The 23,805-nt window shown below is 74.6% G+C and carries 13 protein-coding genes; 3 read left to right on the top strand and 10 right to left on the bottom strand.

All coding sequences use genetic code 11. The features are described from left to right. Positions 1 to 70: 70 nt before the first annotated feature. The 4 genes from E4U91_RS22850 to E4U91_RS22835 form a co-directional block, all read right to left on the bottom strand. Entirely contained in the window at positions 71 to 1,483 is a 1,413-nt protein-coding gene (locus E4U91_RS22850; RefSeq protein ID WP_137308566.1) for a dipeptidase, read from the bottom strand. A gap of 10 nt (positions 1,484 to 1,493) precedes the next feature. Further along, a complete protein-coding gene (locus E4U91_RS22845; protein WP_137308565.1) occupies positions 1,494 to 5,027 on the bottom strand; it encodes an ATP-dependent helicase in 3,534 nt (1,177 codons plus the stop codon). Positions 5,028 to 5,181: 154 nt separating this feature from the next. After that, positions 5,182 to 8,730 carry an ATP-dependent helicase gene (locus E4U91_RS22840; protein ID WP_137308564.1) on the bottom strand — a complete coding sequence of 1,183 codons (3,549 nt, stop codon included), beginning with the start codon at positions 8,728 to 8,730 and terminating at the stop codon, positions 5,182 to 5,184. Between the two features lie 257 nt (positions 8,731 to 8,987). Continuing rightward, positions 8,988 to 9,377: an MGMT family protein gene (locus E4U91_RS22835; protein WP_168218147.1), complete on the bottom strand. Its 390-nt coding sequence runs from the start codon at positions 9,375 to 9,377 to the stop codon at positions 8,988 to 8,990. A gap of 186 nt (positions 9,378 to 9,563) precedes the next feature. On the opposite strand from E4U91_RS22835, the gene E4U91_RS22830 reads away from it, so the two are divergent. The 3 genes from E4U91_RS22830 (at position 9,564) to E4U91_RS22820 (ending at position 15,691) form a co-directional block, all read left to right on the top strand. Beyond that, positions 9,564 to 12,359: a lysylphosphatidylglycerol synthase transmembrane domain-containing protein gene (locus E4U91_RS22830; RefSeq protein ID WP_174867851.1), complete on the top strand. Its 2,796-nt coding sequence runs from the start codon at positions 9,564 to 9,566 to the stop codon at positions 12,357 to 12,359. An 87-nt stretch (positions 12,360 to 12,446) separates the two neighbouring features. Next, a complete protein-coding gene (locus E4U91_RS22825; RefSeq protein ID WP_137308561.1) occupies positions 12,447 to 13,988 on the top strand; it encodes an alpha/beta hydrolase in 1,542 nt (513 codons plus the stop codon). Positions 13,989 to 14,137: 149 nt separating this feature from the next. Continuing rightward, positions 14,138 to 15,691 (top strand): alpha/beta hydrolase, encoded by a 1,554-nt coding sequence (locus E4U91_RS22820; RefSeq protein WP_137308560.1) that lies wholly within the window; start codon positions 14,138 to 14,140, stop codon positions 15,689 to 15,691. 65 nt (positions 15,692 to 15,756) lie between these two features. On the opposite strand, the gene moeZ is transcribed toward E4U91_RS22820, so the two are convergent. The 6 genes from moeZ to E4U91_RS22790 form a co-directional block, all read right to left on the bottom strand. After that, complete coding sequence (gene moeZ, locus E4U91_RS22815; protein ID WP_137308559.1) at positions 15,757 to 16,935, bottom strand: adenylyltransferase/sulfurtransferase MoeZ; 1,179 nt, start codon at positions 16,933 to 16,935, stop codon at positions 15,757 to 15,759. A 63-nt stretch (positions 16,936 to 16,998) separates the two neighbouring features. Further along, the gene (locus E4U91_RS22810; RefSeq protein WP_137308558.1) at positions 16,999 to 17,751 is read right to left on the bottom strand and encodes a spherulation-specific family 4 protein; all 753 of its coding nucleotides are present in this window, start codon (positions 17,749 to 17,751) and stop codon (positions 16,999 to 17,001) included. Beyond that, positions 17,739 to 18,698: an NAD-dependent epimerase/dehydratase family protein gene (locus E4U91_RS22805; RefSeq protein WP_067236766.1), complete on the bottom strand. Its 960-nt coding sequence runs from the start codon at positions 18,696 to 18,698 to the stop codon at positions 17,739 to 17,741. The genes E4U91_RS22810 and E4U91_RS22805 overlap by 13 nt, the downstream gene beginning before the upstream one ends. A 111-nt stretch (positions 18,699 to 18,809) precedes the next feature. Next, positions 18,810 to 20,186: a hypothetical protein gene (locus tag E4U91_RS22800; RefSeq protein WP_137308557.1), complete on the bottom strand. Its 1,377-nt coding sequence runs from the start codon at positions 20,184 to 20,186 to the stop codon at positions 18,810 to 18,812. Further along, on the bottom strand, positions 20,183 to 22,087 hold the full coding sequence (locus E4U91_RS22795; RefSeq protein WP_137308556.1) for a DUF3492 domain-containing protein: 1,905 nt from the start codon (positions 22,085 to 22,087) through the stop codon (positions 20,183 to 20,185). The genes E4U91_RS22800 and E4U91_RS22795 overlap by 4 nt, the downstream gene beginning before the upstream one ends. 190 nt (positions 22,088 to 22,277) lie before the next feature. Then, positions 22,278 to 23,801, bottom strand: coding sequence for a DUF3152 domain-containing protein (locus tag E4U91_RS22790; protein ID WP_174867850.1), 1,524 nt, complete (start codon positions 23,799 to 23,801; stop codon positions 22,278 to 22,280). Between the last annotated feature and the right edge of the window lie 4 nt (positions 23,802 to 23,805).

Genomic DNA, 23,805 nt, shown 5'->3' with positions numbered 1-23,805 from the left:
TGCGGGGCCGGGGTGGGGTGGTCCTCCCAGTGTGCCCCCGCCGTCGTCCGCCCCGGCCCGTGCGCAGGTGTCAGGGCGCATGGCGCCAGGTCGCGGCGAGGTCGCCCCACAGGTACGCGGTGGTCTCGACGCCCTTGAGCAGGAGGTCCAGTTCGACCTTCTCGTCGGGGGCGTGCCAGCCGTCGGACGGGACGGAGATGCCGAGGAAGACGACGGGGGCCCCGAGGACCTCCTGGAGGTCGGCGGCCGGACCGGAGCCCCCTTCGCGGGTGAAGCGGACGGGCCGGTCGAAGGCGCGCCCCATGGCGCGGGCCACCGACTGCAGCGCCGGGTGGTCCAGCGGGGTCAGGCACGGGCGCGTGGCGGGGCTGAACTCGATCTCGCTGCGGATGCCCGCGGGCAGCTGCCCGGCCGCCCAGTCGCGCACGGCCTTCTCGACGTGGTCGGGGTCCTGTCCCGCGACGAGCCGGAACGACAGCTTCACCATGGCGGAGGCGGGGATGATCGTCTTGCTGCCCGGGCCCTGGTAGCCGCCGCCGATGCCGTTGACCTCGGCGGTGGGGCGGGCCCAGATGCGCTCCAGGGTGGTGTGCCCGGCCTCGCCGTGGGTGGCGTGCGACTTGGCGGTGCGCAGCCACTGCTCCTCGTCGAAGGGCAGCTCGGCGAAGAGCGCGCGCTCGCGCTCGGTCAGCTCGACGACGCCGTCGTAGAACCCGGGGACCGCCACGCGCGCGTGCTCGTCGTGCAGCGCGGCCACCAGGCGGGCGGCCGCGGTGGCCGGGTTGGGCACGGCACCGCCGAACGACCCCGAGTGGATGTCCTGGTCCGGGCCGTACAGCCGGATCTCGCAGTCGGTGAGGCCGCGCATGCCCGTGCACACGGTGGGGGTGTCCTCGGACCACATGCCGGTGTCGGAGACGATCACGGCGTCCGCGGCGAGCCGCTCGGCGTTCGCCTCGACCAGCGCGCGGAAGTGCGGGGAGCTGGACTCCTCCTCGCCCTCGATGAGGAGCTTGAGGTGGACCGCGGGCGTGGTCCGGCCGGTGGCGGCGAGGTGGGCGCGCACGCCGAGGGTGTGGAAGAAGACCTGGCCCTTGTCGTCGGCGGCCCCGCGCGCGTACAGCCTGTTGTCGCGGACGACCGGTTCGAAGGGGTCGGTGTCCCAGCCGTCCTCGCGGGCGGCGGGCTGCACGTCGTGGTGGCCGTAGACCAGCACGGTGGGCGCCCCGGGGTCGTCGGAGGGCCACTCGGCGTAGACGGCGGGGGCGCCGGGGGTGGGCCAGACCTCGACCGTGGGGAAGCCGGTTCGGCCAAGGGCCGCGGCGAGCCAGTCCGCGCTGCGCCGTACGTCGTCCGCGTGGTCGGGCTGGGCCGACACCGACGGGATGCGCAGCCACTCGGCGAGGTCGTCGAGGAACGCGGCGCGGTGCCGCTCGATGTAGCGGCGGACGGCGCTGACGTCACTGTCAACGGATTGGCTCATGGTCACGAGCCTATCGGCCCGCGCCGGCATCCCCGCCGGGCGGTTGGGCACCGTCCGGCGGTCCGGAGCCGTCCGCGTACGCGTGCGTGAGGGCCTCTTCCTGCGTCAACAGCCGCTCCAGCGCGGCCCGGTCCGGCAGGCCGGCCGGCCGGACGACCTCCCCGGTGCGGACGTAGAGGAAGGCCGCCGTGACCGATTCCACAGGGACACCCTGCTGCTCGGCCCACGCGAGCCGGTACAGGGCGAGCTGGAGCGGGTCACCGGACCGGCCGCGGCCGGTCTTCCAGTCGACGATCTCGTACGTCGCCGTGGCGCCGTCGCCCTCCTTGTAGACGGCGTCGATGCGGCCGCGCACGACCCGGCCGGCGAGGGCGAGCTGGAAGGGCGCCTCGACCCGGTACGGGGTGCGCCGGGCGTACGCGGTGCGCTCGAACGCCTCCTTGAGGGCCTCCAGGTCCCGCTCGTCGGCGATCTCCGCGTCGCCGCCCGGCAGTTCCTCCGGGTCCAGCAGGGGCAGCGTCAGCTCCTCGAAGCGGGCCTCCACCCACGCGTGGAACCGGGTGCCCCGGCGCGCGGCCGGTTGCGGGGGGCGCGGCATGGGGCGCGCCAGGTCCCGCGCGAACCCGTCCGGGTCGGCGGCCAGGCGCATCACCTGCGAGGCGGTGAGCGTCGTCGGCAGGGGCACGTCGGTGACGGCCCGCCGGGCGCGCAGCAGCTCCCCGGTGAGCGCGTCGAGGTCGCGGTCCCAGGAGGCGACGGCGCGGGCCTCCTCGGGGGTGAGCCGGTCGCGCGCCGGGGGGACCTCGGGGGGTGCCGCCTGGTGCGGGACGGTGGGGCGCGGTCCGGGGGCGTGCGGCGGCTCGTCGTGGGGCGGCTCGTCGTAGGGCGACCCGGGGTCGTACGGCGGCTCCTGCGGTGGCGGCTCGTCGTACGGGGGTTCGTCGTACGGGGGTTCGTCGTCCTCCTCCGGGGGCGGGGGCCAGTCCGGGTCGTCGTAGGTGTCGCGCTCGTGGGCCGCGGCGGGGTGGGAGTCCTCACGGGTGGCGAGGTCGTCGAGGTGGGCCAGGACCGTCGCGGCGGCGGCGCGACGGCGGGCCAGGGCGGCGTCGTCCAAGGGCAGGGGCCAGACCTGGTCGACGGTGGCCTGGTGGAGGGTGGGGTTCTCCTCGCCCTCCTCGGGCGGGTCGGCCCAGACCTCGATCTCGCCGTGGCCGGCCGCGCAGTGCTCGTACAGGGCCAGCAGGAAGTCGGACGGGCCACGCGGCTTCTTCTGGGTGGGGCCCCACCAGTGGCCGGAGCCCAGCAGGAGGGAGCGGGGGCGGGTGAAGGTGACGTAGCCGAGGCGCAGTTCCTCCGTGTGCTGGTGGTCCTTCATCGCCTCGTGGAAGCCGCGCATGCCGCGCGCGTCCCACGACTCGACGTCGGGGAGGGTGTCGGCGTCGCCGCGCAGTGCGTGCGGGAGCACCTTGGCCTGCGAGGTCCACTTCTCGCGGCCCTGTGCGCTGGGGAAGGTGCCGGTGACCAGGCCGGGGACGGCGACGACGTCCCACTCCAGGCCCTTGGACTTGTGCGCGGTGAGCACCTTGACGGTGTTCTCGCCGCCCGGGAGCGCGTTGTCGAGGCCCTTCTCGTACTGCGCGGCGGTGCGCAGGAAGCCGAGGAAGGCCAGCAGGCTCGCCTCGTTGTCGTGGGCCGCGAAGGAGGCGGCGACGTCGAGGAAGTTGGACAGGGTCTCGCGGCGGCGGGCGGCGAGCGCGTGCGGGGACGCCGACAGCTCGACCTCGAGTCCGGTGACGGCGAGGACCCGGTGCAGGACGTCCATCAGCGGGTCGGACAGCGAGCGCCGCAGGTCGCGCAGCTCCGCGGCGAGCCGGGCGAAGCGCACGCGGGCGTCCGGCGAGAACGGCAGCCCGTCGTCGTCCCCGGCGTTGTCCAGCGGGGTCTCCAGGAACGTGTCGAGGGCGTCGGCGAGCGATATCACCTCGGCCGGGTCGACCCCCTCGACGGCCTCGGCGAGGCGGCGGTCGGGGTCGTCGGCGTCGTCCGCGCGCGCGTGGGCCACCAGCAGCCGGGCCCGCCGGCCGAGGAGGGCGAGGTCCCGCGGGCCGATGCGCCAGCGCGGGCCGGTCAGCAGGCGGACCAGGGAGGCGTTGGCGCCGGGGTCCTGGAGGACCTCGCAGACGGCGACCAGGTCGGCGATCTCCGGCAGGTGCAGCAGCCCGGACAGGCCGACCACCTCGACCGGCACGTCCCGTGCGACCAGGGCGCCCTGGATCTCGGCGAAGTCGGTCGCCGTGCGGCACAGGACGGCGATCTCGCCGGGTGGGGTGCCGGTGCGCACCAGGTGGGCGAGGGAGTCGGCGAGCCAGTCGATCTCCTCGGCGTGGGTGGGCAGCAGGGCGCAGCGCACCACGCCGTCGCGTTCGGCTCCGGGTGCCGGGCGCAGCGCCTCCACGCCCGCGTGCAGGGCGCGCAGGGGTGCGGCGAGGCCGTTGGCGAGGTCGAGGAGGCGGCCGCCGCTGCGGCGGTTCTCGCTGAGGGCCCGTCGGCCGGCGGGGTCGCCGTCGGCGTGCGCGAAGTGCTCGGGGAAGTCGTCGAGGTTGGCGACGGAGGCGCCTCGCCAGCCGTAGATGGCCTGGCAGGGGTCGCCCACGGCGGTGACCGGGTGGCCGGTGCCGTCGCCGAACAGGCCGGCCAGCAGGACGCGCTGGGCCACGGAGGTGTCCTGGTACTCGTCGAGGAGGACCACGCGGAACTCGTCGCGCAGGACGCGGCCCACCTCGGGGATGCCCGCGAGCCGCGCCGACAGGGCGATCTGGTCGCCGAAGTCGAGCAGGTCGCGCTCGCGCTTGGCCGCCCGGTAGCGGATCACCAGCTCGGCCAGGTCACGCCGGGCGGCGGCGGTCTCGGGCACCTTGCGCAGGTCGGCGTTGGTCAGTTTCGCGTTCCGCAGCGTGAGCAGCAGCTCGGCGTCCCAGGCGCGCAGCTGCTCGGGCCGCACGAGGTGTTCGGCGAGCTCGGCGTCGAGGGCGAGGAGGTCGCTGACGAGGTCGGCGAAGGAGCGGGTGAGCGCCGGGTACGGGCCGGGCGCCTCGCGCAGCACGCGCGCGGCCAGCTGGTAGCGGGTGGCGTCGGCGAGGAGGCGGGAGGTGGGCTCCAGGCCGAGGCGCAGGCCGTGGTCGGTCAGCAGCCGCCCGGCGAAGGCGTGGTAGGTGGAGATCACCGGCTCGCCGGGCGGGTTGTCCGGGTCGATGACGTCGGGGTCCGTGACGCCCGCCCTCACCAGGGCCTTGCGCACGCGCTCGGCGAGCTCTCCGGCGGCCTTGTTGGTGAAGGTCAGGCCGAGGACCTGCTCGGGGGCGACCTGCCCGGTGCCCACCAGCCACACCACGCGCGCGGCCATCACGGTCGTCTTGCCCGACCCGGCGCCGGCCACGATCACCTGCGGCGCGGGCGGCGCGGTGATGCAGGCCGTCTGCTCCGGGGTGAACGGGATGCCGAGGAGCTCCTTGAGCTGCTCGGGGTCGGTGATACGGGCGGGCATGTCGTCAGAGGCTAGCGGCGGGCACTGACAGCCGAGGCCGCTTCCGTGCTGCGGGACGACAGACGTGCAGGTCAGCAGGGGTGGTGCGATACGTCACTCCCGTTGACCGGGCCCTCCGTCCCGTCCCACGGCACTGCCGGTTCCCCGCTCCTCGTCACTCGACGACGTGGCGTCCCTCGGGCCGTGCGCTGCACGACGCCCGGAACGCGCAGTGGGTGCAGTGCTGGCCGGCCGAGGGGGTGAACCGTTCGTCGAGGACCTTGCCGGCCGCCGTGGCGAGCAGGTCGCCGACCCACTCCCCCTGCAACGGCTCCTGCGCCTGCACCTTGGGCAGGGTCTCGCCGCCGTCGCGCTGGGCGGCGCCCTGGCGGAGGTGGACGAGTTCCGCGCCGCCGGGCTCGGGACGCGCGCCGTCGAACACGTCGTCGACGGCGCCCGCGCGGACCGCCAGCTGGTAGACGGCCAGCTGGGGGTGGCGCTCCACCTCGCGCGCGGTCGGCGCCTGCTTGCCGGTCTTGAAGTCGACGACGTAGGCGCGGCCGTCGCCGTCGGCCTCGACGCGGTCCATCTGGCCGCGGATGCGCACCTGGTAGTCGCCGGCCTCGAGGGTGACGTCGAAGTCGTGCTCGCTCGCCACCGGGGTGCGGCCGGTGCGGTCCATGACGTGCCACTTCAGGAACCGTTCGAGCGCCACGCGCGCGTGGTCCTTCTCCTGCTGCGACTTCCAGGGCGCGTCGAAGGCGAGCGCGTTCCACACGGAGTCCAGTCGTTCCATGAGCACGTCGAGGTCGGCCGGGGTGTGGCCGGAGGCGACCTCGTCGGCGAGGACGTGCACGACGTTGCCGAAGCCCTGCGCGACGGTCGCGGGCGCGTCCGCCTTCACCTCGCGGCCCAGGAACCACTGCAGGGAGCATGTGTTGGCGAGTTGGTCGAGCGCGCTGCCGGACAGCACGACGGGTTCGTCGCGGTCGCGCAGCGGCACCTTGCTCTCGGTCGGGTCCCACATGCCCCACCAGCGGTACGGGTGCGCGGACGGCACCAGCGGGCGGCCGTCCTCGTCGGTGAGCGCCGCCAGGCGGGCCAGGCGCCGCGCGGCGGCCTCCCTGAGGGGGGTGGAGGTGCGCGGGTCGACGGTGGTGGCGCGCAGTTCGGCGACGAGCGCGGCGACCGACAGGGGGCGGCGGGGGCGGCCGGTGACGTCGCGCGGTTCGACGCCGAGTTCGGCGAGGAAGCGGGAGGGTTGGTCGCCGTCGTCGGCGGGCGCCTTCACGGCGGTGACGACGAGGCGTTCGCGCGCGCGGGTGGCGGCGACGTAGAACAGGCGGCGCTCCTCGGCGAGCAGCGCGCCCGGGGTCAGCGGCTCGGCCAGCCCGTCGCGGCCGATCCGGTCGGCCTCCAGCAGCGAGCCGCGGCGGCGCAGGTCGGGCCACAGCCCCTCCTGGACGCCGGCCACGACGACCAGCCGCCACTCCAGGCCCTTGGAGCGGTGCGCGGTCATCAGGCGCACGGCGTCCGGGCGCACGGCCCGCCGGGTGAGGGTGTCGGCGGCGATGTCCTCGGCCTCGATCTGCTCCAGGAAGTTCAGGGCGCCCCGGCCTCCGGTGCGCTCCTCCGCGCGGGCGGCCGTGGCGAACAGGGCGCACACGGCGTCGAGGTCACGGTCGGCGTTGCGTCCGGCCGCGCCGCCGCGCCGGGCGGCCCGCTCCAGGCGGTTCGGCCAGGGCGTGCCCTCCCACAGGTCCCACAGCGCCTCCTCGGCGGTGCCGCCGCCGGCGAGGCGCTCGCGGGCGTTGCGGAGCAGCGCGCCGAGGCGCTGCGCCCCGCGCGCGTACGTGGGGTCGTGCACGGCCAGCCGCTCCGGCTCGGCGAGCGCCCGGGCGAGCAGTTCGTCGGAGGGCGGGGGCAGCGGGTTGCCCGCGGCGCGCTCCTCGTCGCGCAGGGCGCGCCCGAGGCGGCGCAGGTCGGCGGCGTCCATCCCGGCGAGCGGGGAGGTCAGCAGGGTGAGGGCGGTCTCGGTGTCGAGCCAGCAGGGGGTGTCCGCCTCGGCGCGGTCCTGCGGGTCGGGGTCGCGCTCGTCCGCACCTGGGTCCGCCGCATCCGCCGGGCGGCCCTCGGTGACCGGCTCGTCCGTGTCCTCCGCCGAGGCCTGCGTGTCTGCCGAGGGCCCCGTGTCCGCCGAGGGTTCCGCGTCTGCCGAGGGCTCAGCAGCCCCTGCCACGGGGTCCGCAGCCCCCGTCGAGGCCCCGGCGGCCCCCGTCGAGACCTGGGCGCCCCCGGACGTGCCTCCGCCGTCCTCCGTCCGTTCCCCCGCCTCCGCCGTGGCCACCGCCCGCAGCGCCGTCAGCAGGGGGGCGACGGCCGGTTCGTGGCGCAGCGGCAGGTCGTCGCCGTCGATGTCGAGGGGGACGCCGGCGGACGTGAGGGCGCGGCGGACCGTGGGGATGGTGCGGGCGCCCGCGCGCACGAGGACGGCCATCTCGCCCCAGGGCACGCCGTCCTCGAGGTGGGCCCGGCGCAGGATGTCGGCGACGTTGTCCAGTTCGGTGCCGGGCGTCGGGTACGTGTACGCCTCGACGCGGCCGCCGTCGCGCACGGGGGCGAGGTCCCGGTGGGCGCGCACCTTCTCGGCCGGGAGGCGGGTCAGCGGCATGCGCTGGGTGAGCAGCCGGGTGGCGGCGAGCAGCGCGGCTCCGGAGCGGCGGGAGACGCGCAGCACGTCGACCGGTGCCGGGCGGCCGTCGCTGCGGGGGAACGCGCGCGGGAAGTCGAGGATGCCGTTCACGTCGGCGCCCCGGAACGCGTAGATCGACTGGTCGGGGTCGCCGAACGCGACCAGGGTGCGGCCACCGCCCGCGAGCGCGTGCAGCAGGCGTACCTGGGCGGGGTCGGTGTCCTGGTACTCGTCGACGTAGACGGCGTCGTACTGCGCGGCGAGCCGCGGGGCGGTCTCGGGGCGGCGGGCGAGGAGCACCGCGCGGTGGACGAGTTCGGCGTAGTCGAGGACGCCCTGGAGGTCGAGCACGTCCAGGTACTCGGCGAGGAAGGCGGCCGCGGCGCGCCAGTCGGGGCGGCCGATGCGGCGCGCGAAGGCGTCCAGCGCGCCGGGGTCGAGTCCCAGTTCGCGGCTGCGGGCGAGCACCGCGCGGACCTCGTCGGCGAACCCGCGCGTGGTGAGGCAGGCGCGCAGGTCGTCGGGCCAGCGCACATGCGCGAGGCCGAGGCGCTGGAGGTCGACCTGGCCGGCGAGCAGTTCACGGACCGTGACGTCCTGCTCGGGGCCGGACAGCAGGCGCAGGGGCTCGACGAACAGGTCGCTGTCCTGGTGGGCGCGGACCAGGGCATAGGAGAACGAGTGGAAGGTGGTCGCCTGGGGGGCGTGGGCGGCACCCATGCGCAGGGCCATGCGGTCGCGCAGCTCGACGGCGGCCTTGCGGCTGAAGGTGAGCACCAGGATCCGCGCGGGGTCGGCGCCGCGGGCGACGCGCGCGGCCACGGACTCCACCAGGGTGGTGGTCTTCCCGGTGCCCGGACCTGCGAGGACGAGCAGCGGCCCGGCCCGGTGGTCAACCACGGCGCGCTGGGCTGCGTCCAGTTCAGGGGGATCCACACGGGCCGCAGGAGTGCGGACCAGTCGGTAAGCGCCACGGCTCCCCTGCCGCGCCTGGGGGTGCGGCAGTCGTCCGGTGGAGGAGGAGGAGCTCACGTGGTTCGCCGGTCCTGGTGGGTGTGCTGGTGGTCGGTCCGCCGCTCGTGCCGGGCGGTGGTCGCGGGATGAGGGGGACGCGTGCAGCCGACGCTACGCCCGGGACTTCACCGGAAGCAGGACTTCCGGTTCTTCCCATCGGCCTCGCGGGTCACGTGCGCCCCTCGCCCCTCGAACGTACGTCATGCCACGGATGTGCCCTTCTTCCCCCGTTCGGAGCAGAGGTCACTCGGTGCGCCGTCCGATGGCGGAAGCTGTCAGGTGTGACCCTGCGCGTGTTCGCCGCCGTCCCAGCGCGCCCGTCTCATGTCGAGGCGCGGCAGGTGGCCCTCGGCGGCCCGGCCCGCCTCCTTCAGCGGGGTGCCCTCCGTCCGGTAGCGGCCGAGGGCGTCCAGCTCGTGCCCGGGCAGCAGCACGCCGTCGGCGCGCACCACGCGCCACCAGGGGACGGCTCCGCCGTAGAGGGCCATCACCCGGCCGACCTGGCGGGGCCCGCCCTCCTGGAGCCACTCCGCGACGTCCCCGTACGTCATGACCCGGCCCGGCGGGATCCGCTCGGCCACGTCGAGGACCCGCTCGGCGTACTCCGGCAGGGCGTCGGTGTACTCCGGGCGGGCGTCGTCGTCCGGAGGGCTCAGCTCGCTCATCCGCCCCATCCTGCCCCACCCCACCGACAGTGCGACGGGCCGGCGACGGTGGGTGACCCTCGCCCCGCGGCGCCGCTTCGGGCAGACTGTGCGCCCCCGCACGCGCACCCTGAATGCCCCGAGTGTCGGTGGGACGTGCCACCATCGTGCGGGCGGTGACCGGTGATACGAGATCAAGAAGAGTCGATGAAGCAGCAGGGTGCGCACCCCGAGGACGCGGAGGAGACCTCCGCTGCTGCGTCACGCCCGGACACCGCGAAGAAGGCCGCTTCCGCAGGTCGGAACGGCAAGGGGGAGCCCTCCGCGGACGCCGGAGACCCTCCGCGCGCACCTGCCCCTGAAGCCGGGGACACCGCGGACGCGGAATGCGGGGAGGTGACGCACGTCGACGAGGTCGAGGGCGACGAGCCGCTGCTCCCCGCACGCGTGCACCGCCCCTCCGACCTCATGCGGCTGCTGGTGGGCGTGCTCGCCGTGGTGGTCCTGCTCGCCGTCGCGGCATTCGCCCACGGCACCACCTCCGGCCTCGAACAGGACATCAACAAGGGCACCGGCCAGGCGCCCGACCTGCTGATCAAGTTCGCCGGGCTGGTGTCCAGCATCGCGATCCTGCTGGTGCCGGTCGCGTTCGCGATCGAGCGGCTGATCAAACGGGACGGGCTGCGGATCGCCGACGGCGTGCTCGCCGCGGTGCTGGCCCACGGTGTGACGCTCGCCACCGACCTGTGGGTGGCCAAGGCGGCCCCCACTTCCATCCAGGACGCGCTGACCCAACCCTCCCCCGGTGACGTCCACGCCCTGACCGACCCGGTGCACGGCTACCTGGCCCCGGTCATCGCGTACATGACCGCCGTCGGCATGTCCCGCCGCCCGCGCTGGCGCGCGGTGCTGTGGATCGTGCTGATGCTCGACGCCTTCTCGATGCTGGTCACCGGGTACACCACACCGTTCTCGATCATCCTCACCGTCCTGATCGGCTGGAGCGTGGCGTACGGCACCCTGTACGCCGTCGGCTCGCCGAACGTCCGGCCCACCGGGCGCACCCTCATGGCGGGCCTGCGGACGGTCGGGTTCCACCCGGTGAGCGCGGCCCGGGAGGAGATGGCGGCGGAGACCGCGGAGAACGGCGACCGCGGCCGGCGCTATTTCGTCACCCTGGAGGACGGCCCGCCCCTGGACGTCACGGTCGTCGACCGTGAGCAGCAGGCGCAGGGCTTCTTCTACCGCGCGTGGCGCAACCTGACCCTGCGCGGCTTCGCGACCCGCAGCAGCCTCCAGTCGCTGCGCCAGGCGCTGGAGCAGGAGGCCCTGCTGGCCTACGCGGCGATCGCGGCCGGCGCCAACGCGCCCAAGCTCATCGCCACGAGCGAGCTGGGACCCGACGCCGTGATGCTCGTCTACGAGCACACCGGCGGGCGCACCCTGGACTCGCTGGCGGACGAGGAGATCACCGACGACCTGCTGCGCTCCACCTGGCGCCAGGTGGAGGCCCTGCAGTCACGGCGCATCGCGCACCGCAGGCTGGCCGGCGACGCGATCCTGGTGGATCGTTCCGGCGCGGTGATCCTCACCGATCTGCGCGGCGGTGAGATCGCGGCCGGTGACCTGCTGCTGCGCATGGACGTCGCCCAGCTGGTCACGACGCTCGCCCTGCGGGCCGGGGCCGAGCGGGCGGTGGCGTCGGCGGTGGACGTGCTGGGGCCGGACACCGTGGCGGACTGCCTGCCGATGCTCCAGCCGATCGCGCTGACCCGCTCCACGCGCGCGACGCTGCGCCGGCTGGCCCGGGAGCGCGCGCAGCGCGAGCGCGAGGCGGTCCTGGAGGCGTCCCGGCTGTCCCGGCAGGTCCGCGCGGAGGGCGACGGGGAGGACAGCGCGGAGACCGTCCCGGAGATGACCGGCAAGAAGGCCGTTCGCGCGCAGGCGCGGGCCGACAAGCGGGCGATCGACGAGGCGCTGGAGGAGGCGCGCGAGGAGGACCTGCTGACGCAGATCCGCCACCAGGTGCTGCGCATCCGGCCCCAGGCGCCGGTCGAGCCGGCCCGCCTGGAGCGGGTGCGGCCGCGCACGCTGATGAGCTTCATCGCCGGGGCGATCGGCGCGTACTTCCTGCTGACGCAGCTCACCCACATCGAGTTCGGGCCGCTCGTCGCGAACGCGCAGTGGGGCTGGGTCGCGATGGCCGTGCTGTTCTCCGCGCTGAGCTACGTGGCCGCCGCGATGAGCCTGCTCGGCTTCGTGCCGGAGCGGGTGCCGTTCCCGCGGACGATGGCGGCGCAGGTCGCCGGGTCGTTCGTGAAGATCGTGGCGCCCGCCGCGGTGGGCGGTGTCGCGCTGAACACGCGCTTCCTGCAGCGCGCGGGGGTGCGTCCGGGGCTCGCGGTGGCGAGCGTGGGCGCCTCGCAGCTGTTCGGGCTCGGGTGCCACATCCTGATGCTGCTGTCGTTCGGCTATCTGACCGGCACGGAGAAGACGCCGTCGCTGTCGCCGTCCCGCACGGTCATCGCGGGTCTGCTGACCGTGGCGGTACTGGTGCTCGTGGTGACCTCGGTGCCGTTCCTGCGGAAGTTCGTCGTCACGCGCGTGCGCTCGCTGTTCGCCGGGGTGGTGCCGCGCATGCTGGACGTGCTCGCGCGGCCGCAGAAGCTGGTCACCGGCATCGGCGGCATGCTGCTGCTGACGGCCTGCTTCGTGATGTGCCTGGACGCCTCGATCCGCGCGTTCGGTGACGACTCGACCTCGCTGAGCATCGCCAGCGTCGCCGTCGTCTTCCTCGCCGGCAACGCGCTCGGCTCGGCCGCGCCCACCCCGGGCGGTGTCGGCGCGGTGGAGGCCACGCTGACGGTCGGCCTGATCGCCGTGGGCCTGCCCAAGGAGGTCGCCGCCCCCGCCGTCCTGCTGTTCCGGCTGCTCACGCTGTGGCTGCCGGTGCTGCCGGGCTGGCTGGCGTTCACCCAGCTCACCCGCAAGGGCGCTCTCTAGCGACGGCCGGTTCCACGGCGTCCGGGTCGGTAGCCCGGACGGCCCGCGTCCCGCGCGCGTGAGGGAGTGCGGCGCCACGATGGGGTCATGCCCTCCTCGCGCCTGCGTGCCGCCGCGCTGACCGCCGTCGTCCTGCTGCCGTCGCTGGTGGCCGGGTGCTCGAACGGTGACTCCCGGGACGAGGACCTCACGGCGCAGAAGCTGCACTGGAAGGACTGCCCCGCCCCGTCGCGGGCGGAGGGCGGCGGCAGCGCCCCCACGCCCCTGCCCGACGGCGACCCGTGGCAGTGCGCCACCATGAAGGCACCGCTGAACTGGGACGACCCCAAGGGCGACACCCTGGGCATCGCGCTGATCCGCGCCAAGGCGAGCGGCGACCCCGGGCGGCGGATCGGGTCCCTGGTGTTCAACTTCGGCGGCCCCGGCGGCTCGGGCGTCACCACGCTGCCCGCGTTCGGCGAGGACTACGCGGCCCTGCGCACCCGCTACGACCTGGTGAGCTTCGACCCGCGCGGGGTCGGCCGCAGCGACGAGGTGCGGTGCGAGAACGACCAGCAGCTCGACGCCTACTTCCAGCAGGACATGACGCCCGACGACGCGGCGGAGCGCACCACGCTGCTGGACAACACCAAGCAGTTCAACGCGGCCTGCGAGAAGAACAGCAAGAAGGCCCTGCCGCACGTGCGGACCACCGACGCGGCCCGCGACATGGACCTGATGCGCCAGGTCCTCGGCGACGCGAAGATGCACTACTTCGGCATCTCCTACGGCACCGAGCTCGGCGGCGTCTACGCCCACCTCTTCCCCCGCACCGTCGGGCGGGCCGTGTTCGACGCGGTCGTCGACCCGACGCAGACGTCGGAACAGGGCGCGCTCGGCCAGGCACGCGGCTTCCAGCGCGCGCTCGACAACTACGCCGAGGACTGCACGTCGAAGACCGAGGACTGCCCGGTCGGGGACACCCCCGCGGACGTGAAGAACCGTATCGCCCGGCTGCTGGCCCAGCTCGACGCCAAGCCGCTCCCCGGCGTCTTCCCGCGCGAGCTGACCCAGAGCGCGGCGACCAACGGCATCGCGCAGGCCCTGTACTCGAAGGACTTCTGGGAGTACCTCACCGAAGGGCTGGAGCAGGCCTACGACGGGGACGGCCGCACCCTGATGCTGCTGTCCGACTCGATGAACGGCCGCGGCGAGAACGGCGAGTACAGCAACCTGGTCCCCGCCAACATCGCCATCAACTGCGCCGACGACCGGGCGCGCTACTCCCCCGCCTATGTCGAGGGCCGCCTGCCCGCCTTCCGGGCCGCGTCCCCGCTGTTCGGGGACTTCCTGGCCTGGGGCATGGTCAGCTGCACCGACTGGGCCGTCCCGGGCGCCGCCGACCACCCGGACGTCAGCGCCCCGGGATCGGCGCCGATCCTCGTCGTCGGCAACACCGGCGACCCGGCCACGCCGTACGAGGGGGCCCGGAAGATGGTGGACGCCCTCGGCGACGGCGTCGGGGTGGAGCTGACGTACAGGGGGCAGGGGCACGGCGCCTACGACAGCAAGAACAAGTGCGTGCAGGCCGCGGTGAACGGCTACCTCCTGGACGGCAAGGTGCCCGCCGCGGGGACCGTCTGCTCCTGACCGAAGCCCCGCCGAACTTCTACCGATGCACTGAATGCGCAGGTCAGAGCGTTATCCACAGGCTTCGATGGGGTCGGTTGGATCCGCCTAGTATGGCCTGACCGCCGTTCGCCGCACGGTGCGGACGGCACACGAGGGGGGAAGAGCACATGGCGCGTTTCGTACGCCTGGCGGCGCTCGGGGCCGCCGCCGCGCTGCTGGTGGGGGGCTGCAGCGGCGCGTCCGAGGACGGCAAGGACGACAAGGCCGGCGAGCGGTCACCGACCGCGCCACCGTCGACCGGCGACTCGCCGGCCACAACGGCCCTCCCCGCGTCCCTTACCGGGCAGAAGCTCGACTGGGGCCGGTGCGGGAGCACCGCAGACTCGCCCGCACCCGGCCGCGAGTGGCAGTGCACGAACCTGAGGACACCGCTGGACTGGTCCCGGCCGGACGGCCCGACGATCGATCTGGCACTGGTGCGCGCCAAGGCCCGCGGCGGCGACCGGATCGGGTCGCTGCTGTTCAACTTCGGCGGCCCCGGCGGCTCGGGCGTGTCCGCCCTGCCCGGCTTCGCCTCCACCGTCTCCTCCCTGCGTGAGCGCTACGACCTGGTCAGCTGGGACCCGCGCGGGGTGGGCGCCAGCGAGGGTGTCCGCTGCCGGAGCAACAAGGAGATCGAGGCGGCCGAGTCGATCGACGCCACCCCGGACACCCCGGCCGAGGAGCAGGCGTACCTCGCCGACGCCACCGACTTCGGCAAGGGCTGCCGGAAGGCCGCCGGTCCGCTGCTGGCGCACGTGTCGACCACGGACACCGCCCGCGACATGGACCTCATGCGCCAGGTCCTCGGGGACGCGAAGACGCACTACTTCGGCATGTCCTACGGCACCGAACTCGGCGGGGTCTACGCCCACCTGTTCCCGCAGCACGTGGGACGGGTGGTCCTCGACGCGGTGGTCGACCCGACCGCCGACACCGTGGGCCACGCCGAGAACCAGACCCTCGGCTTCCAACGGGCCCTCGACGACTACCTGAAGTCCACCGGCCAGGACCCCGAGAAGGGCACGCGGAAGATCGCCGCCCTGCTGGACCGGATCGACGCCCACCCGCTGCCGACGTCGTCGGCGCGCGAGCTGACGCAGACGCTCGCGGTCACCGGCATCATCCTGCCGCTGTATAGCGAGTCCGGCTGGCCCACCCTGACCAGCGCCCTCGACGCGGCCGAGGAGGGCGACGGCTCGGAGCTGCTGGAGCTCGCCGACTCCTACAACGAGCGGAACTCCGCGGGGAAGTACGGCACGACGGCCCACTCGCAACGGGTCATATCGTGCTTGGACGACAAGCAGCGCCCGACGCTGCAGGAGACGAAGGCGTCGCTGGCCCGGTTCGAGAAGATCTCGCCCGTCTTCGGCGACTTCCTGGGCTGGGACACGGCCGGCTGGTGCCACGACTGGCCGGTGGCCGGGCAGTTCGACACCCCGGAGGTGAGCGCGCCGCGGGCGGCGCCGATCCTGCTGGTGGGCAACACCGGCGACCCGGCGACGCCGTACGAGGGTGCGCGCAGGATGGCCGACGAGCTGGGCAAGGGTGTCGGGGTGCTGCTCACCTGGAAGGGCGAGGGGCACGGGGCCTACGGCAACGGCAGCTCATGCGTCGACTCGGCGGTGGACGCGTACCTGCTCAAGGGCACGGTGCCGAAGGACGGCAAGGTCTGCTCATGACGACGGCGGGGGCCCCGGGCACCCGTGGTGCGCGAGGCCCCCGCCGCTGGGACCGGGAGTCCGGCTCAGTAGACCGGCTTGCTCGGTTCGATCTGGTTGACCCAGCAGATCACGCCGCCGCCGACGTGGACGGCGTCGGAGAAGCCCGCGGACTTCAGCACGGCGAGGACTTCCGCACTGCGGACACCCGTCTTGCAGTGCAAGACGATCTTCTTGTCCTGCGGCAGGCCCTCCAGGGCGGTGCCGAGGAGGAACTCGTTCTTGGGGATCAGCCGGGCGCCCGGGATGGAGACGATCTCGTACTCGTTCGGCTCGCGGACGTCGATGATCTCGATGTTCTCGCCGTCGTCGATCCACTCCTTGAGCTGCTTGGGAGTGATCGTCGAGTCGGCGGCCGCCGCCTGGGCCTCCTCGGACACGACGCCGCAGAAGGCCTCGTAGTCGATGAGCTCGGTGACGGTCGGGTTCTCGCCGCAGACCGCGCAGTCGGGGTCCTTGCGCACCTTGACCTGGCGGTACTGCATCTCCAGGGCGTCGTAGATCATCAGTCGGCCGACCAGCGGCTCGCCGATGCCCGCGAGGAGCTTGATGGCCTCGTTGACCTGGATGGAGCCGATGGACGCGCACAGCACGCCCAGGACGCCGCCCTCGGCGCAGGAGGGGACCATGCCGGGGGGCGGGGGCTCCGGGTAGAGGCAGCGGTAGCAGGGGCCGTGCTCGGACCAGAACACCGACGCCTGGCCGTCGAAGCGGTAGATCGAGCCCCACACGTACGGCTTGTTCAGCAGCACGCAGGCGTCGTTGACCAGGTAGCGGGTCGCGAAGTTGTCGGTGCCGTCGACGATCAGGTCGTACTGGCTGAAGATGTCCATCACGTTGTCGGCCTCGAGCCGCTCTTCGTGCAGGACCACGTTCACGTACGGGTTGATGCCCTTGACGGAGTCCCGCGCGGACTCGGCCTTGGAGCGGCCGATGTCGGCCTGGCTGTGGATGATCTGACGCTGGAGGTTCGACTCGTCGACCTCGTCGAACTCCACGATGCCGAGGGTGCCCACGCCCGCGGCGGCCAGGTACATCAGCGCCGGCGAGCCCAGGCCGCCGGCGCCCACACAGAGCACCTTGGCGTTCTTCAGCCGCTTCTGCCCGTCCATCCCGACGTCGGGGATGATCAGGTGGCGGGAGTACCTGCGGACCTCGTCTACGGTGAGCTCAGATGCTGGCTCGACCAGGGGTGGCAGCGACACGGGGACTCCGTTGCTCGGTCGATCACTACGGTGGTTCTGTCCGTAACACTGCCACGGCCTTTTTCATTCCGAGACACCTGTTCCGATCCGCGAGACGATTTCGTCCCAGTAGCCGGGCATGGTCTCCCACGGGTCGACGCGTCCGTGGCCGTCGGTGCGGTCCGTGAACCAGATCGTCCCGGCGCCCTGCCAGCGCGCGATCCGCAGCGCCTCCTCCAGGTGGGGACGGGGCACGCCGTGCACGAAGTGGCAGAAACGCTCGGGCGGGTGGTCGGCCGTCCACTCGGCGACCTGCGACCAGCGGTAGTCCGCCCAGCGGCCGCAGAAGGTGACGAGCTGGTCGCCGAGCTCCAGGAAGCCGGGGTGCGGGTGGGTGCCGTGGCCCAGCACGATGTGGGCATCGTCACGCAGGCCGCGCAGGGCGCCGACGGTGCGGCGGACCGTGGACAGGGCGTCGCGGTCACCGGGGCAGCGGTCCAGCAGGAAGCCGCCGACCCGGTACCAGTCGGTGAACCGCTGGGCGTCGGCGACCAGGTCGCCGCGGGAGCGGAACCCGTGGGCGGCGTCGAGGTGGCCGAGGACCCGGACGCCCGTGGTGCGCAGCCGGCCCACGGCCTCCAGACAGTGCGGGTCGGGCCGCAGGCCGGGGCCGTCGGCGACGTCGAGGACGACCCAGTGCAGGGGCGCGCCGGGGCGGGCGAGTTCGCCCCACTCGGTCGGGGCCAGCAGGGGGTGCGCGAGTCCGGGGATGCCGAACCCGGCATGGTCCCCACCACCGGTCCGGGTGCCGGCCGCGGTGCTGGTCAGATACGGCATGCGGCCTCCATCCAGATGTCGGCGAGGGACTCCTCGAGGTTGATCCGGGGCCGCCAGCCGAGCCGGTCGCGGGCGGTGCGCACGTCGGCCTGCTGCCAGCTGCCGCAGCCGTCGGGGTACGGGTACGCGACCGGGGCCGGGTGGTCGGGGTCGTGGCGCGGGTGGCCGATGGTGGCGCGCAGCGGCCCGGGCGGGCCGTCGAGTTCGTGGAGGGCGCCGCCGTACCCGGCGACCCGGGCGAGGACCGCGGCGGCGTCGCGCAGCCGCACGGCACGGCCGGAGCCGATGTTGATGACACCCTGCGCGGCGGACAGCGACGCGGCGTGCACCGCGCGGGCCACGTCACGGACGTCGACGAAGTCCCGCTGGGCGCCGAGTCCGCCGAGCTTCAGCTCGCCGTCACCGGACTGCATGGCGCGGCGCATGGCCTCGGCGAGCCGGCCCAGCGGGGAGCCGGCCGGGGTGCCGGGTCCGGCGGGCGAGAACACGCGCAGGACGACGGCGTCGAGGCCCGAGCCGAGGACGAGTTCGGTCGCGGCGAGCTTGCTGACGCCGTACGGGCCGCCGGGGCGCGGGACGGCGTCCTCGGCGGTGGAGGAGCCGGGCTGGCTCGGGCCGTACTCGGCGCCGCAGCCGATCTGCACCAGCCGCGCGCCGCAGCCGCTGCGCCGCAGGGCCTCGCACACGGTGGCGACGGCGACGGTGTTGTGCCGGGTGAGTTCGCGGGCACCGCCGCGGGTGGCGCCCGCGCAGTTGACGACGACCTGGGGGTGGACCGCGTCGAGGAAGCGGGTGAGCGCGCCGGGGCTGCCGGTGGCGAGGTCGAAGCGGACGTCGGCGTCGTCGCCTCGCCCGAGCGCGGTGAGCTGGACGGCCGGGTCGGCGAGCAGGCGGTCGGCGACGAAGCGGCCGAGGTAGCCGTTGGCTCCGATCAGCAGGACCCTCATCGTGCGGCTCCCGGGGTGTGCGCGCCGGTCGCTCCGGATCGGGAGGTGGTCATCTGGTTGCTCCTTCGGGGTGTTGCGGTTGCCTGCACGTGGGGGGCGGCGAGGGCGAAGTCAGAGGGCGTCCGGGCGGGCGTGGGCCGACGCCCGGGTGAGGGTGCGGGTCGCGTGGACCAGCAGGACCAGCGCGGCGCCCCCGCACACGAGGGCCGGGACACCGGCCGGGCCCCAGGCGTCCGCGACGGTCTCGACGGGCACGGAGAGGCCCGCGCAGCGGGGCAGCCGGGCCGCGAACACGGTGGCCAGGGCGAGCGCCTGCGCGCCCACGGCCGCCGTCAGGACGAGCCTGGGGGCGCGGGTGAAGCGGTGCACGGTGAGGAGGCGGGCGAGGAACAGCAACGATCCCAGGGTGAGCGTCCTGCCGTAGGCGGGCGGCTCGCCGAGGAACGCGCCGCACAGGGCGGCCAGCCCCGCGAGCGCGCCGAGGAAAAGGGCGAACGTGCCGAGCAGCAGGGGTCGTACGGAGGCGGCGAACTCCTCCAGGCCGCGGCTGGCGGTGAGCTTGCTCCGGGCGCCCGCGACGAGGAGGTGGGCGCACCAGGCGGCGGGCGCGCACGCCAGCGCCAGCGTCAGCAGGGGCGCCGTGGGGAGCGGCCAGGGACCGTCGGCCGCCAGGGTGGGCGGGGTGTCGGGACCCCCGTGCAGGGCGGCGCGCAGGAGTCCGTCGCCGAGGGCGGCGTAGGCGAGGAGCCAGCAGGTCCGGACGACCGTGCCGTGCGCGGCGGGGTGGCGGCGGCTCAGGGGGCCGCGGCGCAGGGCGGCGTGCAGGCCGAGCGCGACGGCGAGCGTTCCGGCGACGGCGATGCCGGGACGGGTCCGGCCGTCGGTGAGCCGCAGCCCGGCGACGGTCGCGGCGCACAGCAGACCCGGCAGCAGGGACAGCAGGACCCAGTCGGCGCGGGGACGGAGGCCGGCCCCACGGGCCGCGGGCGAGGAGGACGCCCGATCCCCACTCCGGTCCCGGTCCCGGCCCGCGGGGCGGCCGGTGGTGCCCGTCGTCGGCCCGGACGGGTCGCCGTCGCGGGGGACGCGGGCGTACATCTCCTCCGCGAGGGAGAAGACGTCGCGGTGGCGGAACCGGGCGGCGGTGCGGTCGGTGACGCCGTGCGCCTCCAGGCCGGCGGCGATCTCCAAGGCGTCGACGGCGCGTGCGCACAGGTCGCGGTGACGGTGCATCAGGGCCTTGACGGGGTCGACGGCGCCACGACGCGGGGGCTTCGGCCGGGTGGCTGTGGGCCGCGAACCCGAGGCGTCGCCGACGGGGACCGCAGGGCGGCCGTCGACGGGGCCCACGGGGTCGTCCGCAGGGACCGTCGGGCCGTCCACGGGGCCCGTGGGGTCGTCCGTGAGGGCCCACTCCTCGGACCGTTCGTCCCAGGCGCCGGGGCTCGCCGGTGTGCCGGGGCGGTCCAGTTCGCCGAGTCCGCTCATCGGGCCGCCCCCTCACCCGCGGCGACCGCAGCTCCCGGTGTCATCCCCCGCACCGGCGGACCCGCCGCCCATCCCGGGCCGCGTCGCATGGCGAAGCGGGACGACAGGCCGGTCCAGCGGCCCGCGACGTGCGCCTCGGCGGGGACGGCGAACGGCAGGGGCTCGCCCGACTCGTCGAGGACGACGCGCCGGACGGGGCACTGGGAGACGACCTCCAGGTAAATGCCGTGAAATGCCGCGACGTTCTGCTCGACGGTGAACAGTTCGAGCGCGCGGGCGCGGGCGGCGGCCCCGAGGCGCGCACGGCGCTCCGGGTCGCGCAGCAACGCCACGCACGCCTCCGCGAGCGCCCGCGGATTGCGCGGCGGGACGACGAGCCCGGTGCCGCCGATGACCTCGACGACCGCGCCGACGTCGGTCGACACGGTGGCGCGTCCACAGAACATCGCCTCGACCAGGCCGGTGGGGAAGCCCTCGACGACGCTGGAGAGCACGGTGACGGCACCCGCGCCGTAGGCGTCGGCGAGCGTGGGGACCTCGGGACCGCCGATCTCCTCGAAGGAGACGGGGTTGTCGCCGACCGAGTGCAGCCCGTCGGCCTCGTCGGGGAAGAGCTGGGCGGCGAGTACGCGGCAGTGGCCGAGGTACGCCTCCCCCTCGGGGCCGGCCGGTGCGCCGATGACGCGCAGCCGGGTCCCGGGCTCCTCCTTGCGGACCTCCGCGAAGGCGTGCAGCAGGGACACCAGGTCCTTGGCCGGTTCGATCCGGCCCACCCAGACCAGGGTGTCGGGGTCGGCGGTGTCCGGCCCCTCGCCCACCTCCGCGAACGGGGTGGCGTCCATGCCCGGGTGGACCGTGCGGATCTTGGCGCGGTCGGCGCCGCAGTGCTCCTGCCAGCGACGGGCGTGCGCGTTGCCGGGGGTGATCCGGGCGGCCTGCCGGTAGATCTCGGCGGCGAGCCGGCCGTGGAAGGCGGCGAGGAGGGCGCGTACGGCGGGAGTCACCGCCCTCGCCGACGCGACCGGCCCCACCACCTCACGCCGTACGGCCCCTCGCGCGTCCCCGCCGGCGCCGGGACCGACCCCGGTTCCCCCACCGGCGCGCGAACCGACGCCGACTCCGCCACCGTCACCCGCCCCACCACCCGCAGAACGCCCCGCATCCGCACCCCCACCCGGCACCGCCGCTTCCCTCAGCCCCCCGCCGAGGTAGTGGCTCCGCAGCCGCACCCCGTACTCCGTGACCACCAGCGGCACCCCGCAGAAGTGCCGGGCGAGCAGCCCCGGCAGGGCCGCGGGGCCGCCCGAGGCGGCGTGGCAGAGGTCGACGGCGCCGAGGGCGTCGTCCTCGTACCAGTCGAGGGAGAGGGGGCGCAGAGCGCGTTCCAGGTGCGCGGTGACCGTCAGCAGGTCGGCGACGCGTGCCTCGCGCGCCGTGCGCAGCGCACCCGGCGCCCGGCAGGCGCGTTCGAGGGCGCGCACCGCCTGCTCCGAGCGGAGCGTTCCCACCAGCCCGCCCTCGTCGCGGGCGAGGTCGGCGAGCCCGTACAGGGCGTTGGCGAAACGGTCCGCCTGGGGGGTGGCAGTCTCGCGCGCGGCCTCGGCGCCGGGTCCCTCGCACAGTACGGCCGCCAACTCGCCGTAGTGCTCGGCGAAGCGCCGGCGCGCGCGCCGCCCGTGGACGACCCCGTCGTCCCCGGCCGTCCACGACGGCGCGGTGCGGACGCGGGTGACCTGCGGCGGCAGGGCGACCCGGCCCCGGCCCTCCTGGTGTTCGGTGCGGCCGAGCGCGTACAGCTCGAACTCGTGCTGCGCCAGCCCGCGCACGAGCCGGTCGCACCAGAGTCCGGCGTCACCGCTCACATACGGATGGCCACCCTCGGTCAGCAGTCCGATGCGCACTGGTGCACCCCCGATCTCCCGTTTGGGGAGCCGCCGTTGACCCGGCGGCTCGCAGCGGGACGAACGTATGCGGACAAGGCGGTGGTGCGACGGACGGTTGTCCGTCGCACCACCAAAAGGGGTGAACGGTCGTAACTTTCCCGTGCGGGGCGCGTTCCGTAGCGCTAGGAGTTCAGGCGCGCACGTACCGTCACTTCGCGCTCGGATACGGCCAGGGGTTGGGCCGGCAGTGGATGCCGTCGTGGTCGAGGAACTTGGTCTGCTGCTGCATGACCGGCGCGAGTTCGCCGTTCTTGTCGCACGTCACGTGCGCGTACCCGAGCCGGTGGCCGACCTCGTGGTTGATGAGCATCTGCCGGTAGGCGTGGATGGCGGCGCCGTACGTGCGCGAACCCTGGGCCCAGCGGTAGGCGTTGATCATCACGCGCTCGGTGGCGGCGGAGTCGCAGGAGACGTTGTCCTCGGTGGTGTCCAGCCCCGACTTGGCGCACCACTTGGCGGTGGTGCCCGGACTGGCCAGCGTGATCACGAAGTCGGGCTTGCCCGTGTGGATCCGCTCGAAGGTGCGGGCACCGCCGTGCGCCCAGCTGCGCTTGTCGTTGAGGGTCGTCTGCACGGCCTGCGCGAACAGTTCGCCGTCGAGGCCGAGCCCCTGCTCGACGTCCACGCGGTAGGTGTACTTCCGCCCCTTGCCCGGCGCCTTCGCCACGCCCGGCACGGCGTCGAACTTCCCGGACCCGGTGAGGGCGGCGCCGAGCGCGTACCGCGTGCCCATCTTCTGCTCGTACGTCAGCGGCGTGGCGCTCGGGGAGGCGGAGGGGCCCGTCCCGCCGCCGGGTGCCACGGGAGCCTGGGCGTCCGCCGCCCGGTCGGCCGCCGAGCGCGACGGGGCGGAGCCGTCGGCCTGCCCGTCGGTCACCTGTCCGGCGACGACGACGGCCAGCACGGTGGTGACGGCGGCCGCCGCGATGCCGGTGAACGCGCGGCCCTTGCCGCCCCTCGCGGGGGTGGGTTCACCGGTGGGCGGGGTGCCGTCCTCGTTGCCCTCGCCGCCCTCGCCGTCGGACGCGGTCCGCGGCGGGGCGGGGTTCCAGTCGGTGATCGAGGCGTACGGGTCTTCGGCGAGGGCCGTGGCGGCGGCGCGGCGGCGCGTGAAGACGTCGTCGCCCTCCTCGAAGGCGTCGAGGTAGTCCTGGCGCGGGCCGCCGCGCGCCGGCCGGGGAGCCGGGGGCGGAACGGGCCGCTGACGCGGCACCACCGGCCCGGCGCCGCGCGTCGTGGGCCCCCGCAAGTCCCCCCAGCCGCCCCCGCCTTCACGCTGCTCGGGATGCCCGCCACGCACCTGCGGCACACCGCGCGCGGGGGTGCCGTCGGAAAAACGCGGGACACCGCGCGCGGGAGTGCCGTCGGCGAGGCGCGGCACGCCATGGGCCGGAGTGCCGTCCGGGAAGCGGCGCGCCCCCGACGTCGGCGCCTCCTGAGCCCCCCGGGCGCCGGCCGCACCCGAGGCCCCGGGCCCACCGGACCCGGCAGCCCCTCCGGACCGGCCGCCCCATCCGGACCGGCCACCCCCACCGGACCCGTCCGCACCACCGGCCCCGCCGGACGCACTGGGCGCGCTGCTCCCACTCGGCGCGCTCGCCCCACTCGGCCCACCGGCCGTGCTCTTCTCCGCCCCCTTGGGTGCGGACCCACGTCGACTGTGGCGTCCCACCGGT

It is taken from the genome of Streptomyces lasalocidi (genome assembly GCF_005280215.1).
In the GTDB taxonomy this organism is placed as follows: domain Bacteria; phylum Actinomycetota; class Actinomycetes; order Streptomycetales; family Streptomycetaceae; genus Streptomyces; species Streptomyces longwoodensis.
The sequence above is the reverse complement of the archived record's forward strand: the minus strand, read 5'-3'. Positions and strand labels throughout refer to the sequence as shown.